Origin of the sequence: Leptolyngbya sp. ST-U4, assembly GCF_039962215.1 — a bacterium.
GTDB lineage: Bacteria > Cyanobacteriota > Cyanobacteriia > Elainellales > Elainellaceae > Leptolyngbya_A.
This window is the reverse complement of the sequence record NZ_JAMPKZ010000001.1, coordinates 201,672-223,123: the sequence shown is the minus strand read 5'-3', so window position 1 is coordinate 223,123 and position 21,452 is coordinate 201,672. Positions and strand designations below refer to the sequence as shown.

At 50.5% G+C, this 21,452-nt stretch carries 16 protein-coding genes; 6 read left to right on the top strand and 10 right to left on the bottom strand.

Features of this window, described 5'->3' with window-relative positions; genetic code table 11:
* Positions 1 to 17: 17 nt before the first annotated feature.
* Positions 18 to 650 (bottom strand): TetR/AcrR family transcriptional regulator, encoded by a 633-nt coding sequence (locus NDA02_RS00925; protein ID WP_190792084.1) that lies wholly within the window; start codon positions 648 to 650, stop codon positions 18 to 20.
* Between the two features lie 99 nt (positions 651 to 749).
* Here NDA02_RS00925 and NDA02_RS00920 point away from each other — a divergent pair, with 99 nt between their 5' ends.
* Entirely contained in the window at positions 750 to 1,454 is a 705-nt protein-coding gene (locus NDA02_RS00920) for a Coq4 family protein (RefSeq protein ID WP_190792083.1), read from the top strand.
* Positions 1,455 to 1,456: 2 nt separating this feature from the next.
* Complete coding sequence (locus tag NDA02_RS00915; RefSeq protein WP_190792082.1) at positions 1,457 to 1,660, top strand: hypothetical protein; 204 nt, start codon at positions 1,457 to 1,459, stop codon at positions 1,658 to 1,660.
* Positions 1,661 to 1,668: 8 nt separating this feature from the next.
* Here the strand turns inward: NDA02_RS00915 and NDA02_RS00910 are convergent, their stop codons facing one another.
* Positions 1,669 to 2,892: a DUF4336 domain-containing protein gene (locus NDA02_RS00910; RefSeq protein ID WP_190792081.1), complete on the bottom strand. Its 1,224-nt coding sequence runs from the start codon at positions 2,890 to 2,892 to the stop codon at positions 1,669 to 1,671.
* A gap of 403 nt (positions 2,893 to 3,295) precedes the next feature.
* Between NDA02_RS00910 and NDA02_RS00905 the strand changes: the two genes are divergently transcribed.
* A complete protein-coding gene (locus NDA02_RS00905; RefSeq protein ID WP_190792080.1) occupies positions 3,296 to 4,483 on the top strand; it encodes an EcsC family protein in 1,188 nt (395 codons plus the stop codon).
* On the opposite strand, the gene NDA02_RS00900 is transcribed toward NDA02_RS00905, so the two are convergent.
* Together NDA02_RS00900 and NDA02_RS00895 are read right to left on the bottom strand one after the other, a co-directional pair.
* Positions 4,473 to 4,862 carry an acyltransferase gene (locus NDA02_RS00900; protein WP_277879143.1) on the bottom strand — a complete coding sequence of 130 codons (390 nt, stop codon included), beginning with the start codon at positions 4,860 to 4,862 and terminating at the stop codon, positions 4,473 to 4,475. The genes NDA02_RS00905 and NDA02_RS00900 overlap by 11 nt on opposite strands.
* A 401-nt stretch (positions 4,863 to 5,263) precedes the next feature.
* Positions 5,264 to 5,509, bottom strand: coding sequence for a hypothetical protein (locus NDA02_RS00895; RefSeq protein WP_190792078.1), 246 nt, complete (start codon positions 5,507 to 5,509; stop codon positions 5,264 to 5,266).
* Between the two features lie 679 nt (positions 5,510 to 6,188).
* Between NDA02_RS00895 and NDA02_RS00890 the strand changes: the two genes are divergently transcribed.
* Together NDA02_RS00890 and NDA02_RS00885 are read left to right on the top strand one after the other, a co-directional pair.
* Positions 6,189 to 7,160 carry a GDSL-type esterase/lipase family protein gene (locus NDA02_RS00890; RefSeq protein WP_348245738.1) on the top strand — a complete coding sequence of 324 codons (972 nt, stop codon included), beginning with the start codon at positions 6,189 to 6,191 and terminating at the stop codon, positions 7,158 to 7,160.
* A 332-nt stretch (positions 7,161 to 7,492) separates the two neighbouring features.
* Positions 7,493 to 8,125, top strand: a complete 633-nt coding sequence (locus tag NDA02_RS00885; protein ID WP_190792095.1) for a DUF1361 domain-containing protein — start codon at positions 7,493 to 7,495, stop codon at positions 8,123 to 8,125.
* A 33-nt stretch (positions 8,126 to 8,158) separates the two neighbouring features.
* Here the strand turns inward: NDA02_RS00885 and dusB are convergent, their stop codons facing one another.
* From dusB to NDA02_RS00870, 3 genes are all read right to left on the bottom strand, one after another.
* Complete coding sequence (gene dusB / locus NDA02_RS00880; RefSeq protein ID WP_190792076.1) at positions 8,159 to 9,229, bottom strand: tRNA dihydrouridine synthase DusB; 1,071 nt, start codon at positions 9,227 to 9,229, stop codon at positions 8,159 to 8,161.
* Positions 9,230 to 9,397: 168 nt separating this feature from the next.
* Positions 9,398 to 10,513: a hypothetical protein gene (locus NDA02_RS00875; RefSeq protein ID WP_242067341.1), complete on the bottom strand. Its 1,116-nt coding sequence runs from the start codon at positions 10,511 to 10,513 to the stop codon at positions 9,398 to 9,400.
* Positions 10,514 to 10,640: 127 nt separating this feature from the next.
* Positions 10,641 to 11,129 carry a DUF4112 domain-containing protein gene (locus tag NDA02_RS00870; RefSeq protein ID WP_190792075.1) on the bottom strand — a complete coding sequence of 163 codons (489 nt, stop codon included), beginning with the start codon at positions 11,127 to 11,129 and terminating at the stop codon, positions 10,641 to 10,643.
* A gap of 613 nt (positions 11,130 to 11,742) precedes the next feature.
* Between NDA02_RS00870 and pruA the strand changes: the two genes are divergently transcribed.
* A complete protein-coding gene (gene pruA, locus NDA02_RS00865) occupies positions 11,743 to 14,727 on the top strand; it encodes an L-glutamate gamma-semialdehyde dehydrogenase (RefSeq protein WP_348254276.1) in 2,985 nt (994 codons plus the stop codon).
* Between the two features lie 140 nt (positions 14,728 to 14,867).
* Here pruA and NDA02_RS00860 read toward each other — a convergent pair whose 3' ends face one another.
* From NDA02_RS00860 to NDA02_RS00850, 3 genes are all read right to left on the bottom strand, one after another.
* Positions 14,868 to 15,860 carry a glycosyltransferase family 2 protein gene (locus NDA02_RS00860; protein ID WP_348254275.1) on the bottom strand — a complete coding sequence of 331 codons (993 nt, stop codon included), beginning with the start codon at positions 15,858 to 15,860 and terminating at the stop codon, positions 14,868 to 14,870.
* A gap of 72 nt (positions 15,861 to 15,932) precedes the next feature.
* Positions 15,933 to 16,907 carry a PHB depolymerase family esterase gene (locus NDA02_RS00855; RefSeq protein WP_190790065.1) on the bottom strand — a complete coding sequence of 325 codons (975 nt, stop codon included), beginning with the start codon at positions 16,905 to 16,907 and terminating at the stop codon, positions 15,933 to 15,935.
* Between the two features lie 186 nt (positions 16,908 to 17,093).
* Positions 17,094 to 20,762 carry an amino acid adenylation domain-containing protein gene (locus tag NDA02_RS00850; RefSeq protein WP_190790064.1) on the bottom strand — a complete coding sequence of 1,223 codons (3,669 nt, stop codon included), beginning with the start codon at positions 20,760 to 20,762 and terminating at the stop codon, positions 17,094 to 17,096.
* Positions 20,763 to 21,452 lie beyond the last annotated feature (690 nt).

The window sequence follows — 21,452 nt, the reverse complement described above, 5'->3', positions numbered from 1 at the left end:
TATTGAGTCTAAACCGCTTAAATCTGGTAGGTTTTCAGATATGCGGTAATCAGAGCCTTGGTTTCAGCCACCATAGCTGATCGCTGCTGAGAATCGCAGGTCATTGCCAGCCAGAGCAGTTCATTCGCTGCTTTAAAGACGATCGTGGCAATCATTTCGCACTGAGTACTCTCTAATTGAGGATTGCGTTGAGACAAAAAATTAGTTAGTCCCATCAACACAAGTTGGTCATATTCATTCATTGCGCTGGCAGCGGTTACGGTCATTTGATTGAGTAACGCTCTCAGTACAGCGCGATAGCCAGGACGCTCATCCGCAAACTGCTCAAACGCATCAATGATGCGATCGACATAGGTACTAATTTCCACTTCTGCCAGTTCGGTATGAAGCTGCAAAAACATTCGATATTCCTGCTCAAAATACCGATCAGCCAGTGCTCGCACGATCGCCGCTTTATCTGGAAAGAACTGGTACAGTGATCCGATCGGCACTTCGGCACGGCTGGCGATCGCCCGTGTGGTGGTTTGTTCATACCCTAATTCGATAAACACTTCCTCTGCGGCATCTAGAATCTGATGCACCCGTTCCTGGCTGCGGCTTTGCTTAGGCTGTCGTCGCATTGTGGAGGCTTTTAGGCGATCGTTTGCCATTTTGTGGACTCCTTTTCTTGACAAAACATGAGCAACGTTCGTATTTTAAAAACATGAACTTTGTTCGTATTTTATCCTGTTTTTCCTGGAGATTGCGCAATGCACCCGATTCATCGACTTGCTCATCATTTGCCTGCCCTCCCTTCTGGAACTAGCTTTCAGCCTGTCGTTCAAACAATGCGAGGAATCAAAGCATTCGTCACCCTTTTGTTTGATGAAAGCGGCAACCTGGAACCCGTGTGGGAACTGAGCAACAGCCTGCTGAATAGCCCAGCGTTTCAACTGTCGATCGCCGCCCTAAAAACAACGCCCGAAGCTGCTGCGATTCTGTCAGAACGATATGTGGCTCCACCGCACGATCTGGACGAACTCTTGCAGTACCCCCAAAACTCCCTCGGCTACGTTTATGCCTGCCACATGAAACAGTTAGGATTTCAACCCTTTGAGCCTGTTATACCGATCGATTCGGACACCCACTACGTCGAATATCGCTGGCAAAAAACGCACGACATCTGGCACATTATTACCGGGTTTGATACGAGCGAAATGGGCGAAATCGGTTTGCAGGCTTTTTATTTGGCGCAGTTTCAGCTTCCACTCTCTAGTCTGCTCGTTGCGAATGCGCTAATTGCCACAACGATACTCCAGCCAGAGTGCCTGAATCCGCTGCTGGGAGCGATTGCTCAGGGATATCAAATGGGAAAAGTGGCGAAACCTTTGATTGCCCAAAAATGGGAAACCGCCTGGGATAAGCCTGTGGATCAGTGGCGCGAAGAACTGAATGTGCAGCCCGTTCGCCCTTAACCATGTCCTGTAAGCTTTTCTGGCAGATTGTTCGCCGCACTTATCCCTGGCTGCCACTCCTGATCACCCTCTGCCGTGCAGCTTGCTCAAGGGGGAACGATCGCCTGCGTGCCGAGATTCGATTCTGGAAACTCTACAGCCAGATTAATTTTGCAAACCTTTTAGCGATCGCGATCGACCTGACTCAACCCGAATTTTGGGTGTAAATTCAAAATTAAAGGGATGGAGGATTTGTCACACCCAATTTATCCAGGGTTTCTTCGAGTTTGATAATAAACTGCACATCCGCAGCCGGGAGCGCGTGACTTTCACTGCCAAACTGGACGGGTTGAGCAGAGGGCTTGAGAATTGAAAACGCCTGCCGAAACTGCTGCGGGGTTGCCGGAAAGGGCGCGTCAAAATGACAAGAGATAATGCGTTCAAACTGCCAGCGAGACACCCGCTCTGCCCAATCGAGCACGGTTTGCGGCGACTGATCCAGAATCAGCGTTTGCAGAATGGGTGCAACAAAAGGACGACCGTTTCCCCGGAGCGCATCAAACGATCGCTTCCAGTCTTCTTTCCAATCAAACGGAAACAGTCCTAGGTAGCCTTTGAGAGATCGATCGGAGGCTTTAAAGGCATCGCGGATCGCCTGACCCAGACCCAGCGTTTTTAGCGTATCGGGCTGAAAGTAGACGGCAAACAGAGCAATTCTCTGCCAGCCTTTGCGGCGGTTTGCTTCAGTGTCGATAAACGGGTCGGTGGCTCGATTGCGGGCATGAAACAGGAGCGGATAAGGGTCATCTTGAACGATCGCCGGAGGTTCTTCGGGCACAGACAGCACGGTATCGGTAACGAGCAGTGTCCTAGATGCTTTGTGAAAGCAAGCCACTTCTTCAAAGCAGCCGCGCCCTAGGTCAATATGCAGCAACTCATAGTCAAACTCATCGCCAAAGGGAGCCAGATGACTTTCGGCAGGCAAAACGTGAGTTCGAGCCCGTGGAAACCCTAGCCAGCTTAAGGGCAAATTAAACGGAAAGCTCCACTGATGCGGCGGCACAAACACCTGCGCCTGGGGAAAGTGACGGGCAAAGGGCGGCACAAACACCTTATGCTCTAGCCCTGACGAAGTGGTGAGGAGAATATAGCGCACGGCTCCGTGTTCTGCTTCTAGTTCGCGCACCAGGCGAATGCACTCGCGGGTGGGGGCGATCGGTGAATACACGAGCAGTCCACCGGATTCCAAGCGCACGATTGTCATGCGAACCGGAACGATTGTATAAAGAATGCCCTGCAACTGGTCAAAAGTCCAGATCGTATTTGTGACGACCTCTCGCCGCAAGGTACGCCGCTTGTGATAGGGGTAAACTGGAACTAGAAACCAGTACAGCCAGGAATGCTCCCGGTTCTCGCCAGATTGCAGGGTAAGAGAAGAATTGTCTGAAGGATATGCCATGAGATTGCTCCTTCGCTACCGTCTTAGCCGTCTTAATTGCCGTCTTAATTTAGTATATCGAGCTGCGAAAAAGCAGATGCCTTCTTGCTCATCAGCATCTCTCTTTTGTAGAACTTACAGCCTCAAAACTTACGACCTTTGAGGGGGAACTTCTCTTTCCCAATGTTGAGGAACGTTGCAGAAACAGTCTATAAACTATTACAAATCCAGTAGGTGAATCGATCGGCCTGAAAAAGCAAATGATTAAACCCGATTAATCAGATATAGGATTAATCAGATACAAATAGAGATATAGATCGAAGTATTCTGCGAATGCAGACAAAAGCATTCTGCATAACGATTTACTCGTTAGTTTGATCCTCATTCTTTGACATTTTCACAAATATTTACCAGTCATTCAGCCATGACCGAGCAGCCTGACTCAATACTGACCGAGGAACAAGCGACTCTTCGGGAAACAGTAAAGCAACCGCCCTCATTGACTAAATCTCCCAATTCTGAAGCGTTGCACAAATCTGGACGCTTTGACTGGGTGCGGGGCATTGCCGGAGGAGTAGTCGATCGTGGTAAAGGCGTAGCTCGCTCGGCGGTGGCTGTGGGTGGAGCGGCAACTCAGCGGGCAGTTGGCTGGATGGGAGGGGTCACCGAGGGAGCTGGACAGGTTCTCAACCTTTTGGGTCGTTTGCCTTTGCTGCGAAATCCGTTTGTGCGGCGATTGGCAGGGGTGCTCAAGCTGGACTGGCTCATGGGCATGAGCGATCGGGTTGACACCAGCAAAGCGACTGCAACGGTGAAAGAGATGCAGCAGAAGCATCCCAACGAATCGCCCGGTCAGATTGCTCATCGATTAATGGTGAGAAAAGCAATGCAGGCAGGGAGTTCTGGCTTTGTCACCAGCCTTTTGCCTGGATTTGCCACCGCACTGCTCGCACTCGATCTGGCGGCAACCACTGCCCTTCAGACGGAACTAGTGTACGAAATTGCAGCTGCTTACGGTTTAGACTTAAACGACCCGGAGCGCAAAGGCGAAGTGCTGGGCATTTTTGGGCTGGCATTGGGCGGCGGTAACGCCCTGAAGGCAGGACTAGGCTTTTTGCGAAATGTGCCGTTTGCGGGTGCAATGATTGGAGCAAGTACAAACGCGACGGTTCTATATTCGGTAGGATATGCAGCAAGCCGATTTTATGGAGCAAAACTGCAAGCCACAGCCGATGAACCTAGCACTGAAACGCTACAGCAAATTCAGCAGCAGAGCGAGGAGTATCTCAATCGGGCGATCGTCCAGCAAGCGATCATGGATCAAATTACCGTTCACATGATTCTGGCAAGCTATCCCGACAAAACTTGGGAAGATATCTTTCCGGAACTCCAGCGATTGCAGATTGAATCGAATTCGCTGAAAACGATCGCCGCCAATATTCAATCTCCACAGCCGCTCGATCAGCTTCTAGAGCAGCTTGATTGCGATTTTGCCGTTTCTGTTCTGGCACAGTGTCGGCGACTAGCGGAAAACAACGGTACGGTTTCTCAGCAAGAGGCAGCAATTTTGCAGCAAATTGAGCAGAAGTGCTCTTCTAATATCAGTCTCTAGCAGCATTGCTAGCAATCAGCTCCCCAGGCTGGACGGCAAACTCGGTTGATTCGGCTCCGCGACGACCAATCACTTTGGCAGGGACACCTACAGCGATCGAATAAGGGGGAATGCTCTTCGTGACAACTGCCCCGGCACCGATCACGCTGCCTTTGCCAATGGTGACGCCATCCAGCACCCGCACCCCTGTACCAAGCCAGCAATCATCCTCGATCACAATGCCTTTGCATGTTGCACCTTGAGAACAAATTAAAGCATTGGGATCTGAAAAAATGTGGTTATTTGCATAAGCACTAGCGTGCGAAGCAATCATGCAATACTTCCCAATCTTGATGTCCCCAGGACCTGCCGCACAAAAGTAGGGACCGATGTACGTCATCTCCCCAATTTCAATACACCCGCCCAACGCTTGAAGATGGGCACCTTGATCAAGTCTCGATCGCGAGCGTAAAATAATGCGGCTCTTGGAATTTCCCCAACAGTTTAAATGGCTGTTGCTCTCGACTGCTGATTTCTTCTCGAAAAAAATTCCTTTTGCACCTGCTAGTTGCACCCCAGTTCCAATATTTACTCCCTCTTCAATTTGTCCTAAAAGGGAACGATAAACTAATCGACGAATCTTGTTTCCCAAGGTTAGCGGAACAGCACCAAAAATAGCAGTTAACAGCGCAGTTTTCCGCTGATTCCACACCACATCCCTGGGAAACTGAGCATCAAAAATCATATGATTTATCCTGAATCATTGCAGCAGCGTAGTAAATTAGACAGTGAATTAGATAGTTAAGAGCAAATGCAAAGGGACTTGAAACGGTAGTCGTTCAATTCAATACGCGACTGCTCTTGTTGCTGTAGGGGTCGAATAAAAAACTTGAAGTCTGGAGCGAATTTGCCGTAATACTCTGCTGCTGCTTCAGCCTTTGATAAATCTTGGTAAATTAATGCTCCTGCGGGAGAACTGCAAGTCGTTAGCCATCCTCGCCAAATTCCCTGAACCCAAGCCTGTCGATCGGTTTGAATCACGTACATCTTTTCCTCCACAATTCTCTTTATACGGTTGGAATAGGCTCTAATCTTAGAGTGACAAAAGACAATGAAATCGAAATGAAATCGAGCAATAAAATAGGATTTCAATCAACGAAATATTTCTTTACTGAAACCACTACGACTTCCTTCGTTAACACGATGTTGATACGATCGCAACTGAAATCTATCGGATGATTCCCGCTCACGCTCACCTGGTGACTAAGCCACTAATGGAATGAAGTAAAAGCTCGATCGAACAAAGTAAAAGTTCAGCAATAAACCTGCTTCTATTCAATCAAGTTGCCCTCTCTAAAGCTGCTGCTTAGGGACATCTCAACTCTACTTGCTGCCCTTTTTGGAATCATCAAACTTAGGTTGAATAAAAGCTGAACGAGTTAAACGCTCCCTGCTCGATTCTTCACCACGCAATTAGACTCTAGAGGGGAAAGCGCACCCGCCCATCTCCACCGAGAATTGCTTCTATCCTGCGGTAGAAATTTTTGAACTCGATCGCACGAATTATCATCGCTACAGCAAATACCTGAATCAGGCAAAAAAGCAACCGCGAATTTTCTCTCGAATTTTCCTGAAGCAGCCAAATTTCTTTGTGAAAGAAGAACTATGAGAATCGGTTTTCCCTGTTTGTGACTGCACCGTGAAGGAGTTTAAGGAGTTTGGCGAGATGAGTCAGTTGTGTCTACTTGCAGCCAGTTTGGTTGCTCAAGGTCAATCTCCCGGCTGGCAGTTAGCCCTGCCTCCCACTTCTTTAGATTCTCCCCAATCGGATGCTTCCAGTTATGCTGACTTCTGCCGAACCCAGGGGAAGATTACGCTTCAAACTACAATGACGCAGGTCGAGCGCGCACCTTCTGGGGTCAGGCTGGTTTCGCAGCGACCTGAGTTTAGCCCGGCTTCACCTGTCGTTGGCATCGCGTCAAGTGTTAGCACCAGCATCCGCCCCAGTTCTGGAAGCCAGCTTTTCCACCAGCGAATTGCGGCTCTGCAGGTGGGTCGTCTGTATCCTCGCTTTCCGGTGAACAGCTTTCAGAGGGCTTGGCAAAACGCGGTGCGACAGCCAACCTATGAAGAATGGATCAGGCTGCTGCGGCAAGAGGCTCAGGTAATGGCACGCAGTCAGGGTTCCAATCGGCTGACGATTTTGTTTGGCGATTCCCTGTTTCTTTGGTTTCCAACCGATCGTCTGCCTAGCGATCGCTTCTGGCTCAACCAGGGCATTTCGGGAGACACCACAGCGGGAATGCTGCGCCGGATCTCCAGCTTTAATCAAACCCGTCCTGACCGAATTTATGTAATGGCAGGTATTAACGATCTGCGACGCGGGGCAAGCGATCAAACTGTGTTGAGTAATTTAAGACTTATGATCGAACGCCTACGGCAAGCTCATCCTAATGCGGGAATCGTAGTTTATTCGATTCTGCCGACCCGTCTGCCTGCCCTGCCCAGCGATCGAATTCGGCGGATTAATGCCAGCCTTGCCGCAATCAGCCGTCAGGAAGGCGCGAGCTTCTATGATCTGCAAACCCACTTTGCCGGAACAGATGGTATCCTGCGCCGCGAACTCACCACCGATGGGCTACATCTTAGCCGCCGAGGATATGAGGTCTGGCAGTTGGCAATGAGTATGCTGCGCTGAACATTTTGTTCATTTTGTTCTCAAAGCCGCCCCTAGTTCTCCAGTCCCTCAGTTTTCCAGTTCTCCAATTCCAAGATAAATTTGCCGTCTGGGTTTAAGCGTCTTTACGCGAATCGGTAATCTTAACGTATCCTATCAAAACTAGGAAAATTGAACGGCTCAGCGTGTAACGCATTAATCAAGGCAGCTTGATAGCGTAAAGTTGAAGTTTTAGAAAAGGATACCTGTTAGAGCATAAGCTTCAATGAAGAGTGCCATTGATGGCGGAGAATTGGGCTATCTTGCTTGGAAATAAAGTCAGCTACATTGCGATGTCCGATCGATTATTGTTTATGCTGTTTGAAATTAATAGAGCTGTTTCTGATGTCTATAGTGGTTGGATTGTCTGGAATTCATTCCTGGCGTTTATTCCGCTTGTTCTGAGCTTTGTTTTATTCAAGCGGCAAAGCCGGGTGCGTCCGGTGTGGTGGTGGGTGCTGCTTGCGGTGTTTATTGCGTTCCTGCCAAACGCCCCTTATATGCTGACTGATATCATTCATCTGATTCGGGGCACTCGTGCAGGGCTTTCCGGCTGGGTAATTGCGCTGGTACTCATTCCGCTTCACGTTGGCGCAATGCTGGCAGGGTTTGAGGCATACGTGATTTCGCTGCTCAATCTGGGACGCTATCTTAAACGCCAGGGAGCAAGGCAGTGGGTACTAAGGACAGAACTGCTGGTACATCTCCTCTCAGCAGTCGGCGTTTATATGGGTCGATTTCGTCGGTTTAATAGCTGGGATCTGGCAGTCAGCCCAACCGATGTGGTGAGATCGACGCTGAATGATTTGACCTCCAAACAACCGATCGCCGTCATCCTGGTCACGTTTGTTGTGCTGACCATCTTCTACTGGGTGATGAAGCAGATCACCCTGGGCCTCTATCTACGGATTCGCTATGCCCGTGATGGCAAAGATGTCTTGATTTAAAGTTGTTTTGTGGTAACTGCGCTCAAGCAGGGTCTAGCCGTTGCCGATCGCAATCAGTTCGGTTTCCGATTCGGGTTCCACCTCCCAACTGGATAAGCTTGCTAGCCGATCGATCGCTTGATCGATAAGCGTCAATCCCTGCTCCAGCGTTTCCATCACTGCTAGCTTGCCGCGCAAATCTGCCGCATCGGGAAAGCCTTTGGCGTACCAGGTCATGTGTTTCCGTGCCTGACGAATACCGCGATCGCCCTTGTATTCCCACAGCATTTGCAGATGATCTCTGGCGCACTGAAGCCGCTCGATCGGAGTCGGAGGCTGACGCAGTTCCCCAGTTTTAAGGAAATAATCCACTTCGCCCACTAGAAAAGGATAGCCCAGCGTTCCACGCGAACACATTACTCCATCTGCACCCGTCATTTCCAGACAGCGAATTGCCGCTTCCACGGAAAAAATGTCTCCGTTGGCAATCACCGGAATAGACAGCGCCCCTTTCACTTTCGCGATCCATTCCCAGCGCGCCGAACCGTTGTAGCCCTGAGCGCGAGTCCGACCATGCAGCGTCAGCATTTGTGCGCCTGCGTCCTGCATTCGCTGAGCAAACTCCACAGCATTAATTTCGCTTTCGCTCCAGCCGATCCGCGTTTTGACGGTTACAGGGACGTTGACTGCTTTGACGACCGATCGCACAATCTCCCCTGCCAACTCTGGCTGCCGCAGTAGCGAAGACCCGCCCCCGTTTTTGGTGATTTTGTTCACCGGACAGCCCATGTTGATATCGACAGTATCCGCTCCCTCATCGACCGCTTTTTGCGCTGCTTCTGCCAGAAAATCCGGGCGACAGTCAAAAAGCTGAATGCTGATCGGTCGCTCCTCTGGATCAATTTCCATAATCTTTGGCAACTGCTTGACGTAGTGCAGTCCCGTCGCGTTTACCATTTCGGTGTACATCATCGAATCCGGCGCATAGCGACGCACCAGCCGCCGAAATACTAGATCGGTCACACCCGAAAGGGGCGATTGCAGTACCCGACTCTTCACCTCGAAGCTGCCAATCTTGAGCGGAGTGGAAAGCCTTGCTTGAAGACTGGGAGAGAGCGTGAGCATGGTTCTAGGAGAATTGGGTCTTTCTGATTGTATCGCTGGGAGGGTGGATGGGTGGGCTACTTGGGTTCCCAGCAATCGTTAGGGTCTCGATTTCAGAAAGTGCAATTGGCTTGTGCCGCCCGATCTAGGCCTGATCTAGGACTGTGAGCGGCATCACTTCCCACACCCCTAATTCAAATCAAAGGAATTAATCTCCATGGCATCCCCCGATTCTTCGGGTAAAATCCGCAAGCGAATCGTTCGTGAAAAGGTACTCTCCGGGTCACCCAGGCTGATTTCTAGGACTTCACTCGTGAGGGAACTCAGGTGATTGAGGAGCGATCGAAGCTGGGGCGTGCTGGAGCCGCTATCGAGGTAGACTCGTTCAGCCAGGGTGTTCAGTCGTTTCCAGGTGGTATAGAGTTTGGCGATCGTTTGTTCGAGCTGGGCAGCGTGGTTGACTAAATCGGCAGTGCTGTTGAGGCATCCGATTCGCAGAGCTTCTTCCAGCGCGGTTTCCAGATCAAGGGAGTTCTGGTTGAGTGCCTGCACCTGAACAGCTGCACTGAGATATTTTGCCAGATAGCGGGCTTCGGAGGTGACTTGCTTCACCGTGTCCACGTCTGGATTTTCGGCAATTTCGCTTTTAAGAACGGTTTGATGCGCTTCGGGCAGCTTTTCCATTTCCTTCACAAGTGGAGCCAGATAGCGGGTAGGCAGGGAATGATCTGCCGCTTTTTCCTTCACCGTTTCGGGCAGCAGATCGGAGGTGATTGCCGTCCATTCGTCAGAGAGCTGGCGCACTTCTCGGCGGGTAATTCGATCGCCTTTACGAGCGGCATCGCTGACCATTTGCTGCACTTCGGGAGCCGCCTGAGCAGTTTCTAAAAACGCCCGTTTGCTGAACTGGTTCACGTCTTCTGGTTCCAGCATTCCTTCTTCTAGCAGCGTGTCAGCACTGTTTGCTAGCTCGATCAGGGAATACGCCTGAGTCTTGCTAATATCGCGCTCCTTCAGCCAGTAAAGGAAACCTGCGCCCCGACCATCGCCGCTGCGTTTTTCCCGATTGCGTACCGCTCGCAAAATTCGCCCCCGCCAGATCTCCGTTTGCAGGTCAAACCGATCGCACACTAACCAGGCGGCATCAATCTGCTTCTGAAACTCAGCTTCCGAAACGCGATCGTCCTCTGGATCGGGAAGCTGAAAGTTGAGATCGAGTCCATCAATTGCTTCGGGCAAACGCGAATGGACTGGAGAAAAGGTCGGCTCGTCGGTCGAGTCAAACGAAGGAAGTACTTGAACCATAAATTAAGTCGATCGCAGCCGAAGTATTATGACACACCTCGGCGGACGGTCAAGTAGTTAGATCTCTATATCTAGCGTTAGAAAATTTAATTTTGCTCGATGGACGGTAAGGATAGTTAACCTCCTTTTAGCCAATCCCCAGCCAGATGAAAACCTGACGCAGCACCAGCACCGAAACGGTCAGGCAGGCGATAAAAATCAGCAGGAGCCCCAGCAACAGCAGCAGGGCAAACCCCCGATTTTGTGATCGACGACCGGGCGGCACGATCTGAAGGTGGTCTTCGAGCAGGCGGATATTGCGAACGTTCGATTTCCAGGTCGCGTCAAAGAAATCGCCCACCAGGGGAACCGTGCCTACTAACGTTTCCAACACAATATTTGAAACCATCTGGGTCAGAACTGCCTTAGAAGCCCCCAGACGTGCCGCTTCCATCACAATATAGGCAGACAGCAGCAGCCCCGCCGTATCGCCTCCACCCGGAACTAGCCCAATAATCGGATCAAGCCCAATGCGATATTTCGTGCCGGGAATGCCGATCGCACTATCGAGCAGATGGCTCAATTGTCGGAGACGCTGTAAACGATTGGCAAAGGAGGCAGACGCAAGAGGAGGCATGGCAGGCAGCTAGCATAAGACCAGAAAAAGAATACTGAATTCTTTAGCATTTGCGCGACTGCTATAGGGCAGATTTTAGCGTAGGAAGATGGTATTGCTAATAATTTTGAGAAATGGTTTGAGCAGGGTTTAACCCCATCATTCGCTTGAGCAATCTTTTTCGTCTCTAGTTTAATGAAGCGTGTGAGCAGTGGTGCAATATCCCCTGCTAAGTCCAATTCGGGTGCTCAATCGGCAATGTCAAACAAACTAAATTCATCTTGATTGCATCTTGATTGCATAAATTCTCCACCAGGGTTTCTGGGACTCCTTTTGAGTCAATTTGTTCTGACCCAACCTGAATTTAATAGTGTTCACAGCCTAATTGCTTCACACGAACGCAGTGCAGTAGCGATCCAGCAAACCGAGTCATAAATAGATTTGGAAAAATGTTGTGCAAAGGCTAAACCTCGTACAAGATATTAAGATTTACGACAAACTTTGGAGATTCCCTGACTCCCAGCCGCTCTACCATGCCAATTAACCCTTAAGCCCTGAGAATAGGAGATACAGGGTTTGGATGCCCCCGTTCTGGCTCTGCTGAATCCTGTGTACTGTGAAGGGGGTTCATATTGTGGTTTTACAAGCTTCTCAGGGAACCGATAATCGCTACGAGTCTCTAACTCAGACGATCGCTCAGCAACTACTTTCGGCAACCCGTGAAAATCGATCGATCTTTGCCCAGCTCCGCGATCAAATGCGCTGGGACGACAAGCTGCTGGGCTGGGCGATGGAGAATCCTGGCTTGCGGGTACAGCTCTTTCGCTTTATTGACTGCTTGCCTGCATTGCGGAGTAAGGCAGAAATTGCGCGTCACATGCAGGAATATCTCGGCCAGGAAAACGTCGAACTGCCTGCTGCGCTGAAGGGAATGCTGGGCTTTGCTGCCCCCGATTCGCTTCCCGGACAAATGGCGGCAACGACGGTATCCACTGCGGTAGAAACGCTGGCGCACAAATATATTGCTGGCGAAACGATCAAGCAGGTGATTAAGACGATCGAACAGTTGCGGAAAGAAAAGATGACCTTTACGGTCGATCTTCTAGGCGAAGCGGTAATCACCGAAGCCGAGGCACAGTCTTATCTCGATCGCTATCTGGACTTGATGGAGCAGCTCACCGAAGCCTCAAAACGCTGGTCTACTGTGGAGCAGATCGATCGCGCTGATGGGGAAGAATTGCCCAAAGTGCAGGTGTCTGTGAAGCTGACCGCATTTTATTCTCAGTTTGATCCGCTGGACGAAAAAGGCAGTCAGGCAAAAGTGACGGAACGGGTGAGAACCCTGCTGCGCCGCGCCGGAGAACTGGGGGCGTCGGTTCACTTCGATATGGAGCAGTATCAGTATAAAGACATCACGATCGCCATTTTGAAGCAGCTTTTGATGGAGCCAGAATTCCGCGATCGCTCTAATATCGGCGTGACGCTTCAGGCCTATTTGCGCGATACCGAGGCAGATTTGCGCGGTTGGGTCGAATGGGCAAAACAGCGCGGTAACCCGATCTCGATTCGTCTGGTGAAAGGCGCGTACTGGGATCAGGAAACGATCAAGGCAAACCAGCACGAATGGGACGTTCCTGTGTTCTCGCACAAGATTTCGACCGACGCTAATTTTGAAAAGCTAACGCGCATTCTGCTGGAGAGTCACGAATATCTGAATGCGGCGATCGGCTCTCATAACGTGCGGTCCCAGGCTTATGCAATGGCGATTGCCCGCGAGCTGAACATTCCTCGCAAGCGGGTCGAACTACAAGTGCTGTACGGCATGGCAGACAAGCTAGGGAAAGCTTTAGTAGATCAGGGTTTTCGGGTGCGGGTTTACTGTCCCTACGGCGAACTGATTCCCGGCATGGCGTATCTTATCCGTCGTCTGCTAGAAAATACTGCAAATACGTCATTTCTGCGGCAAAACCTGGAAGAACGTCCGGTTGAAGAACTGCTGGCGCCCCCAATATTGGTTGAGGAAAATGGAGCAGCGATTCAAAACGGCAAGTTTCACAATGCCCCCGATACGGACTATGCAATCGTCGCAAAACGTGATCAGGCACTCGATGCGGTTCAATCAGTACGGCAGCAGTTAGGCAAGAGTTATTTACCGTTGGTGAATGGCGATCGCGTCAACACCCTGGAAAGCTTTAACTCGCTCAATCCCTCGAACCCCGACGAAATCGTTGGACAGGTGGGACTCGCCAGCACTGAGCAGGCAGAGCAAGCAATCCAGGCAGCCAAAGCCGCATTCCCGGCATGGAAGAAAACCCCGGCAAGGCAACGCGCCAACATCCTGCGGAAAGCAGCCGATCTGATGGAGCAGCGACGGGCAGAACTCGCAGGCTGGATGGTGCTAGAAACCGGAAAGCCCCTAGGTCAGGCAGATCCAGAGATTTCGGAGGCGATCGACTTCTGCCGCTTCTACTCAGATGAAATGGAACGACTCGATCGGGGCGTCAATTATGACGTGGTGGGCGAAACGAACCGCTATCACTACCAGCCGCGTGGCATTTCGCTGATCATTTCCCCCTGGAACTTCCCCCTCGCGATTCCGACCGGAATGACTGTGGCTTCCCTGGTAGCGGGTAACTGCACGATCCTGAAGCCTGCGGAAGTGTCGTCGGTGATTGCGGCAAAACTAGCGGATATTCTCGTCGAGGCGGGAATGCCCAAAGGTGTGTTTCAATACCTGCCCTGCAAGGGTTCGACCGTGGGTTCCTACATGGTGAAGCATCCTGACGTTCACATGATCACCTTCACCGGATCGCAGGAAGTCGGCTGTCGCATTTACCGGGAAGCGGCAGAGCTTCAGCCGGGACAAAAACATCTGAAGCGCGTCATTGCCGAGATGGGCGGCAAAAATGCCGTCATCGTAGACGAAAGTGCCGATCTGGATCAGGCAGTGGCAGGCGTGGTTTATTCTGCCTTTGGCTACAGCGGTCAGAAATGCTCTGCCTGTTCGCGAGTAATTGTGCTAGAGCCAATCTACGAAACCTTTGTGAATCGTCTGATCGAAGCTACGCGATCGCTCAATGTGGGCGTAGCCGAATCTCCCAGCACGCAAGTCGGACCCGTGATTGATGCCTCGGCACAAAAACGCATCCGCGAATACATCGAGCAAGGCAAACAGGAAGCCACTCTCGCGCTTGAGCTGCCCTCCCCTGAATCGGGCTACTTTGTCGGACCCGTTATCTTTACAGACGTTTCGCCCACCGGGACGATCGCTCAGGAAGAAATCTTCGGTCCCGTTCTGGCCGTGATGAAGGCGCAAAATTTCGATCAGGCGATCGAGATTGCAAATGGCACAAACTTTGCGCTCACGGGCGGCTTATACTCCCGCACCCCGTCCCACATCGCCAAAGCCGAAGCCGATTTCGAGGTAGGCAACCTCTATATCAACCGCCACATCACAGGCGCGATTGTTGCCCGTCAACCCTTCGGCGGCTTCAAACTCTCTGGCGTTGGCTCCAAGGCAGGCGGACCCGATTACCTGCTGCAATTCCTCGAACCCCGCCACATCAGCGAAAACATCCAGCGTCAGGGATTTGCCCCGATCGAAGGTGCAGAACAATAGATTCGTTGATGGTTGAGTGAATGGTTAAGTGAGGCGGTCGCTCTTTTTCTGTGGAGAAGGGGCGATCGTTTTTTGCGATGGATCAAAGATGTTTTTATCGATTTCTCCCTCTTCTCTGGAACGGCTTGAAAAATCCTGAATCAATTGCTCCTAAACTTGAGAAATACGCTGTTCCGTAGGGAGTCTAGAAATAAGTAGGGCGGATCGGTATTGGGTTTGCGTTGAATGACTCGACGAACGCTCCACAGGCTGTAGCCGATTGACCAGGCTAAGTCCGCGATCGCCGCATAGAGCCAGCCATGATTTTTCACAAAGTATCGTCGGCGCGAATTAAAGACGTATTGGGGTAATCGCTTGGGAATTGTATCCTGAACAGTAACTCCGGTGCTTTGACCTGCGATGTGCATGACCCTGCTTTGGGGGACGTACCAGCACGGCCAGCCTGCCCGTTTTGCCTGGAGACAGAAATCTGTTTCTTCGTAGTAGAGGAAATAGTCCTCATCCATCAAGCCGATCGACTCAAACACCTGCCGCCGAATCATCATGCTCGCACCGGGAAGCCAATCTACTTCTTCAGCCTCTTCGGTCATGGATCGGGCGATGACCCACTTTGAGAGCAGCTTGGAGACAATGCCGAGGCGCAGTCCGCTATCCAGTTCACTCCAGATCGAGGGAAATCGAAACGTCGTCGCCCAGGGTTTTCCTTCCCGATCTTCAAAGCTGCTCCCCGTAATTCCCACGGTGGGATGCTGTTCCATAAAATCAACCAGTGCCTTCAAAGCACCCGGACGCACTTGAGTATCAGGGTTGAGCAGCAGGTAATAAAGGGGCGGATTGGGAGATTGCAGCGCGGGACGGATTGCCAGATTGTTGCCGTAGGAAAAGCCACCGTTGTGCTTAGAGGCAAGAACAGTTGCCCACGCTTGCCAGCCATACTGATCAATCGCAGACTGAATCGCTTCGACCGAATAATCTCTGGAGTCATTGTCCACGACCACGACTTGAGTACCCGGCAACGATCGCACTTCGCTCTCGAGCGACTGCAAACAGTCAACCGTTAATCGGGCGGTGCGATAATTCACAATGACGACGAGTAAGGAGCAGGAAGCAGTGGAATGAACAAGGGTTTCCATAGTAATTTGGGGTTCAGGAGACACAATTAAAATCAATTAAAATCAATCGGTAGATACATCTCGGGATTTACATCAGTTGTTGGTTGTTGATTGCTGTGGTTGAGATGAGGTTTGCACTTCGCTCGATTGCTGGCTGAGAAAACTCCAGATAAAAGCACTCTCATTCATCTCCTGACCCGGCTTAACCAGATTGTCTCCACCCGAGATCGGATCATCGCCCCATCCGTGGGTGCCTCCCTCGATCGTGGAAAGCATGACGCGGGTTTGATTGGCACACTGATCATAGGTCTCAAGCTCTAGATGAGGATTTTGGGGCAGTGATTTCCGCACTGCTTCGGCAGAACAGCGATTATGTGCCTTCCAAAACTTCACTGTATCCGGCAAGGAGAGCAGTGCCTTTCCCGGCTCAACCGGGGGAATCAGATCGTCCTGAGTGCCGTTAATAAGCAGTACCGAAATGGGTTTTGTGGGGTTGCAGGTGGTTGATAGATTGGTTGGCATCGCGGATGCTACGGCGGCGATCGCCGTCACTCGATCGCTCAACTCACAGGCTAATCGCTGGGCAAACATTCCCCCATTAGAAAGACCCACGATATAAATCCGGCTGCGATCGACGGTATATCGCTGGCTCAGCTCATCAATCAGGGCTGCAATAAAACCCACATCATTCGAGGTATCGGGACCACTTCCGCGCCGGGCGTCCCAGTGTTTTCGAGGTGGCAGAGCATCAGGATACGCCACAATGAACCCTTCTTGATCGGCAATCTGATTTAGTCCTGTGACTTGTTCCATTGCCTGACCATCCCCTGCAGCCCCGTGAAAGGCAAGCACAAGTGGGGTTGGCTTTTCCCCTGTGTAGGCAGATGAAACGTGCAAGTCATAAAGCCGTTTCGAGTCGCCCACCTGGAGAGCAGCGTCAGCATCTTTTCGGGGCTGAGAGGCCTGATAGTGCCACAGTGCTTTACGAGCAGCTCTAGCCGAAAGCAATAAACAGGCTCCAAGCACGACGGCAACGCTTAAATGCACCAATTTTCTTTTTTCTTTCATGGGATCAAGAGACGAATGTTTGTAAGTCAGCTTGAAAGTCAATCTATAAACGGGAATTGAGCTGCATTAGAGGAGGTTTGAACAGTGCGAATGGGGCAAGTGCGAATGGGGGGAGTGTGAATGAGACGAGTGTGAATGGGGTGACCTGAACTGCCTGCTCAGATTTGCTGCTTTGCCCCAGATTCTCTAAGATGCAAGGGAATATTCTATTTCTCCTTCTCCGATCGCATTCTCTGAAGCGTCTTCAGATTGCTCTTTTACAAGTTGATGAGACGGATGGGTGATCGCTGCATTAATGGCTGCATCAATATATGCCTGCATTGTTTCTGCCATAACCTGCACATTAGGCTGTTGCAGCATGCTGGAATGTCCGCCGGGAATATCATACGCCTTTACTCCATTTGTCACGCGCTGTTCCCAACCCAAGAGCGGATCGCTAAACAACTCGGAATAGGGCGTGTCATCGATCAACGTGCCTGCAAACGCATCGCTTTTTTGGGTCGCCCGGAAGAGCAAGACTTCGCCCTGATATTGCTTCTGGGGAATGTAATCTTTTCCAGCAAATTGAAACACGGTTCGTGGCGAAAGCGGCTGCAAACATTCGGGTAATTTCATGCCGCGATCGAGACAATGTCTGAGCAGTTTGACCTTCAGGGTATTGCTGGTTTGATTAATTCTAGATTCGACTTCGTAGGCAAGCACATTGCGGCTCTTCTTTGCCAGCGCAAGCATTCCCCGAAGCAGACGTTGCTTTCGATCCAGGTGTTGATGTTTGCCAAATGATTGAGACAAACTGTTGAGCCGCCGACTGGCAATAACCCCCGATCGCTTTGCTGCGGCGACATCGGCTGCATCGATTAGTCCCACCATGCCGATCGTTTGTCCCTGCTGCTGCAACTGCAACGCCATTTCAAACGCTAAAATTCCGCCAACGCATAAGCCACTGAGAAAATACGGACCCTCTGGCTGAATTGCTCGAATCTGCTTCACGTAGTAGGCTGCCATATCCGTAAAGCGGGTATGCAGAACCGAATGCCCTTTGCTGCTATAGGGCTGAATGCCATACACCGGATGCCCTGGTTTGAGGCAATGAGCCAGGTTGCGATAGAGCAGAATTTCTCCATCTCCATCATGAATAAAGAAGATGGGCGGCTCAGATCCACCTTCCCGCAGCAGCACCAGGGAGTTTTGAATTTCCAGCTCTTGGGTAGAACTCAACGAGGCTGCCAGTTGAGCGATCGTCGGAGCCGTCACAAAGGCACTTACGGGAAGCTTTTTACCCAGTTTGGCTTCAATTTGAGTCACCAAGGCAACCGCCAGCAGCGAATCTCCACCGAGTTCAAAGAAATTGTCTTGAACGCTGATGCGTTGAATTCCCAGCATTGCCTGCCACAAATCTGCAAGCTGTTGTTCTACCGCATTGCGCGGGGCAAGAAAGGGACGAGAACCTGCTAGATTTTCTGGTGAGGGCAAAGGTAACGCGCGGCGATCGACTTTCTGATTCGCATTCAGGGGCATCGCCTCAAGCACAATGTAGGCGGCAGGCAGCATATAGTCGGGCAGTTGGGTCGCCAGGAATTCCCGGATTTCGCCAATCACGGCAGTCTGAGGCTGCTCCCCGACTAAACCTGCATCTAGCACGATGTAGGCAACCAGGCTCTTTTCCCCACTGCCCAAATCATGAGCAGCAACCACGCCATCCTTGACACCGGGTAATCGACGCAGCATCGACTCAATATCGCCCAGTTCAATCCGAATTCCGCGCAGTTTGATTTGAAAATCTGCTCGACCCAGAAATTCCAGATTGCCATCGGCTCCAAAGCGTCCTAGATCGCCCGTTCGATAAAACTTGTGTCCATCGATCGCGACAAACTTCTCCTGAGTTAATTCTGCGCGATTTAAATAACCCTGCGTGACGCCTGCACCCCCGACATAAATTTCACCGGGAACGCCGATCGGCACTAAGTTCTGCTGAGCATCATAAAGACGAATCACAACATTGTTAAACGGTTTACCCACCCGACTTTTCGCGATCGTTTGGTCACGGGGTACAGGAAATGTGGCGCAGAGAGAACTCACTTCACTACAGCCATACAAAACGCCGACGCTGGCATTGGCAAAAACTTTTTTTAAGTCTTCTAGCAAATCAGCAGGAACAATATCGCCGCCTGTAAATACATGTTTTACTTTGTGAAATTTCTGGATGTCTAGTCCTTGTTCCTGGATGTAATTCACCAGTCTCCGCATTAAGCTCGGAACCGTATGCAGCATTGTTAATTGTTCCAGCGTTTCAGCGAGCCGGGGAAAATCTAAAATATGTTCCCGTTCTAAAACAACCAGCGTTCCGCCTGTAACGAGCGGCGAGAGCAGTTCAAACAAAGAAATACTAAACGTAAAACGGGCGATCGCAGGGATAACATCCTGCTGATTAAATCCAAGTTTTTCTTGAGTTGCCAGAATGTAGTTGATTAAATTCCGGTGACTTGCCATGACACCTTTGGGTTTTCCAGTCGTGCCAGAGGTGTAAATAATATACGCGGTCTGATCCAGGTCAACCCCGTTCTGAAGAGGGTGTGCCGGAAAAGCGCGAATTGTTTCCTCACTTTGGTCAAAACAAATCACATGAGCTGTCGATTCTGGCAGATGAGGCAACAGGCTGGATTGAGTCAGAATTACTTTCGCCTGCGTATCTTCGAGAATGACTGCAAGCCGTTCTGCCGGATGGGTCGGGTCGAGGGGAACATAAACTCCGCCCGCTTTGAAAATTCCCAGTAAAGCAGTGCCAATCTCTAAACAGGGCTGAATGAAAACCGCAACGCGATCGCCCGCCGCTACGCCTAAATGATTGAGATAATGGGCAAGCTGATTTGCACGTTCGTTCAGAGCGGCATAAGTAAGCGATTGATCCTGAAAACGCAGCGCGATCGCCTCAGGTGTCTCCTGTGCAAAAGACTCGATCGTCCGATACACGGGAACCTGCGGATAATCAGCCGTTGCACCACGCCATTCTACTAAGAGCTGATGCTGTTCGGCAGCGGTCAGCAAGGGAAGCTGTGAGATGGGGCAGGCGGGCGATTGTTGAATTCCAGTCAGGACGGTCTGAAAGTGACCGCACAGACGCTGCACGGTTTCCGGCAAAAACAAGTTTGCGTTATAGAGCCAAATGCCTGCTACACCCTGCTCTGATGGCACAACGACCAAGTGCAGATCTGCATTGTCATTGAATTCGTGACTGTGGTTCTGGAGCCAGGTTATGCCGTGGTCAGGCGTCTCAAACGGACAATCGCCGCTTAAAAAGGTAAGGGCAACCGGGCACTGCGATCGTGCTAAACCTGTCTGCCCTGCCGCAGCATTTTGTTCAAGGATTGCAGAACTCTGCTGCATCAGCGTCTGAGCCGATTGCTCGATCACGATTTGGCTGCAAGTTTGAGAGCTGGCGTTGATGTGAATCGCATCCGCATGGATATCAACCAAATTGACGCCCACCGCGATCGTTTCTTGCTGAGTGTAGCGAGCAAGCAGTACTTTGAACGCAGTCAGGATAAGCGGTTTTTCATCGATTGGCTCTGTTTGATTCTCGGTGACTAGCAATCGATTCCAATCCTCAGAGAAGACAAAGGAATGGTATCCCGGTTGATAACAAGTAGCCGGAGTTTTTGCAAAATCGCTGGGCAGTTGCAAAATTGATACTTCCTCATTGCTCAGTCCGTGGTCATGCGGGTGAGTGGATGAAGAGGCGATCGATGTGCCTTGAGCAGTTGCCGTCGGAGAGCAATTTTGTGCTTCCAAGCCCATTACAGTTTCTGAATCCGGTGCAGGCGTTGCCAATGTCTCGTCGAGGCGATTACTGCTCATAAATCCTTATTTGTAGCTTAAATCACAGGGAATAAATGAAACTGACGTAGATGTAATCTCAATACGGGAATTTCCGTATCTTTTGTAAGATTATTAGCACGCTGTACTGATGAGCGTCTAGCTACCAACCGCAAGTTTACGGAAAGGATACATAGGGTTTTTGGGGGCTATGCCTGAAGCAATTAGCAGAACTCCTTGAAATGAGGCACTTGGTGGAGCCTTCCAGGTTCTACAAATGGCTGTCATTTATTTAGATAAGTATGAATTACCGATGATGCAGTACTACTTAACACGCTCTTTAAGCTCTAGAGGACTGTGGCTCAGTGAGTTCGCGGCCGTATCACGGCTTTTGCAAAATTTCTCCTCACCCTGAACATTTCTCTGCCGTTTGCTCAGTGAATGTATCGATTTTTACATTCTAAAATCTCTGTTTCTTAAAGCGAGCTTGAAGAGTCTTGGGAGGATGCACAAAAGAATGTGGATTCCGCTGATATCTTTGACAAAGTAAAATCCGGATGGAGACTCCGTTTCAAGGAAGATTAAAAAGGAAATGGGCAACTGAACCCAATCGCGCTAATCCCCTCAGAGCTTCCGAACCCTGTGTCAGAAAGTAATAGAATTTAAATCACATTAGTGAGTGACTAAAGTTCCAGCCAACCTGTTTTGAGTAGCCCTCTCCGGGAAAACCAC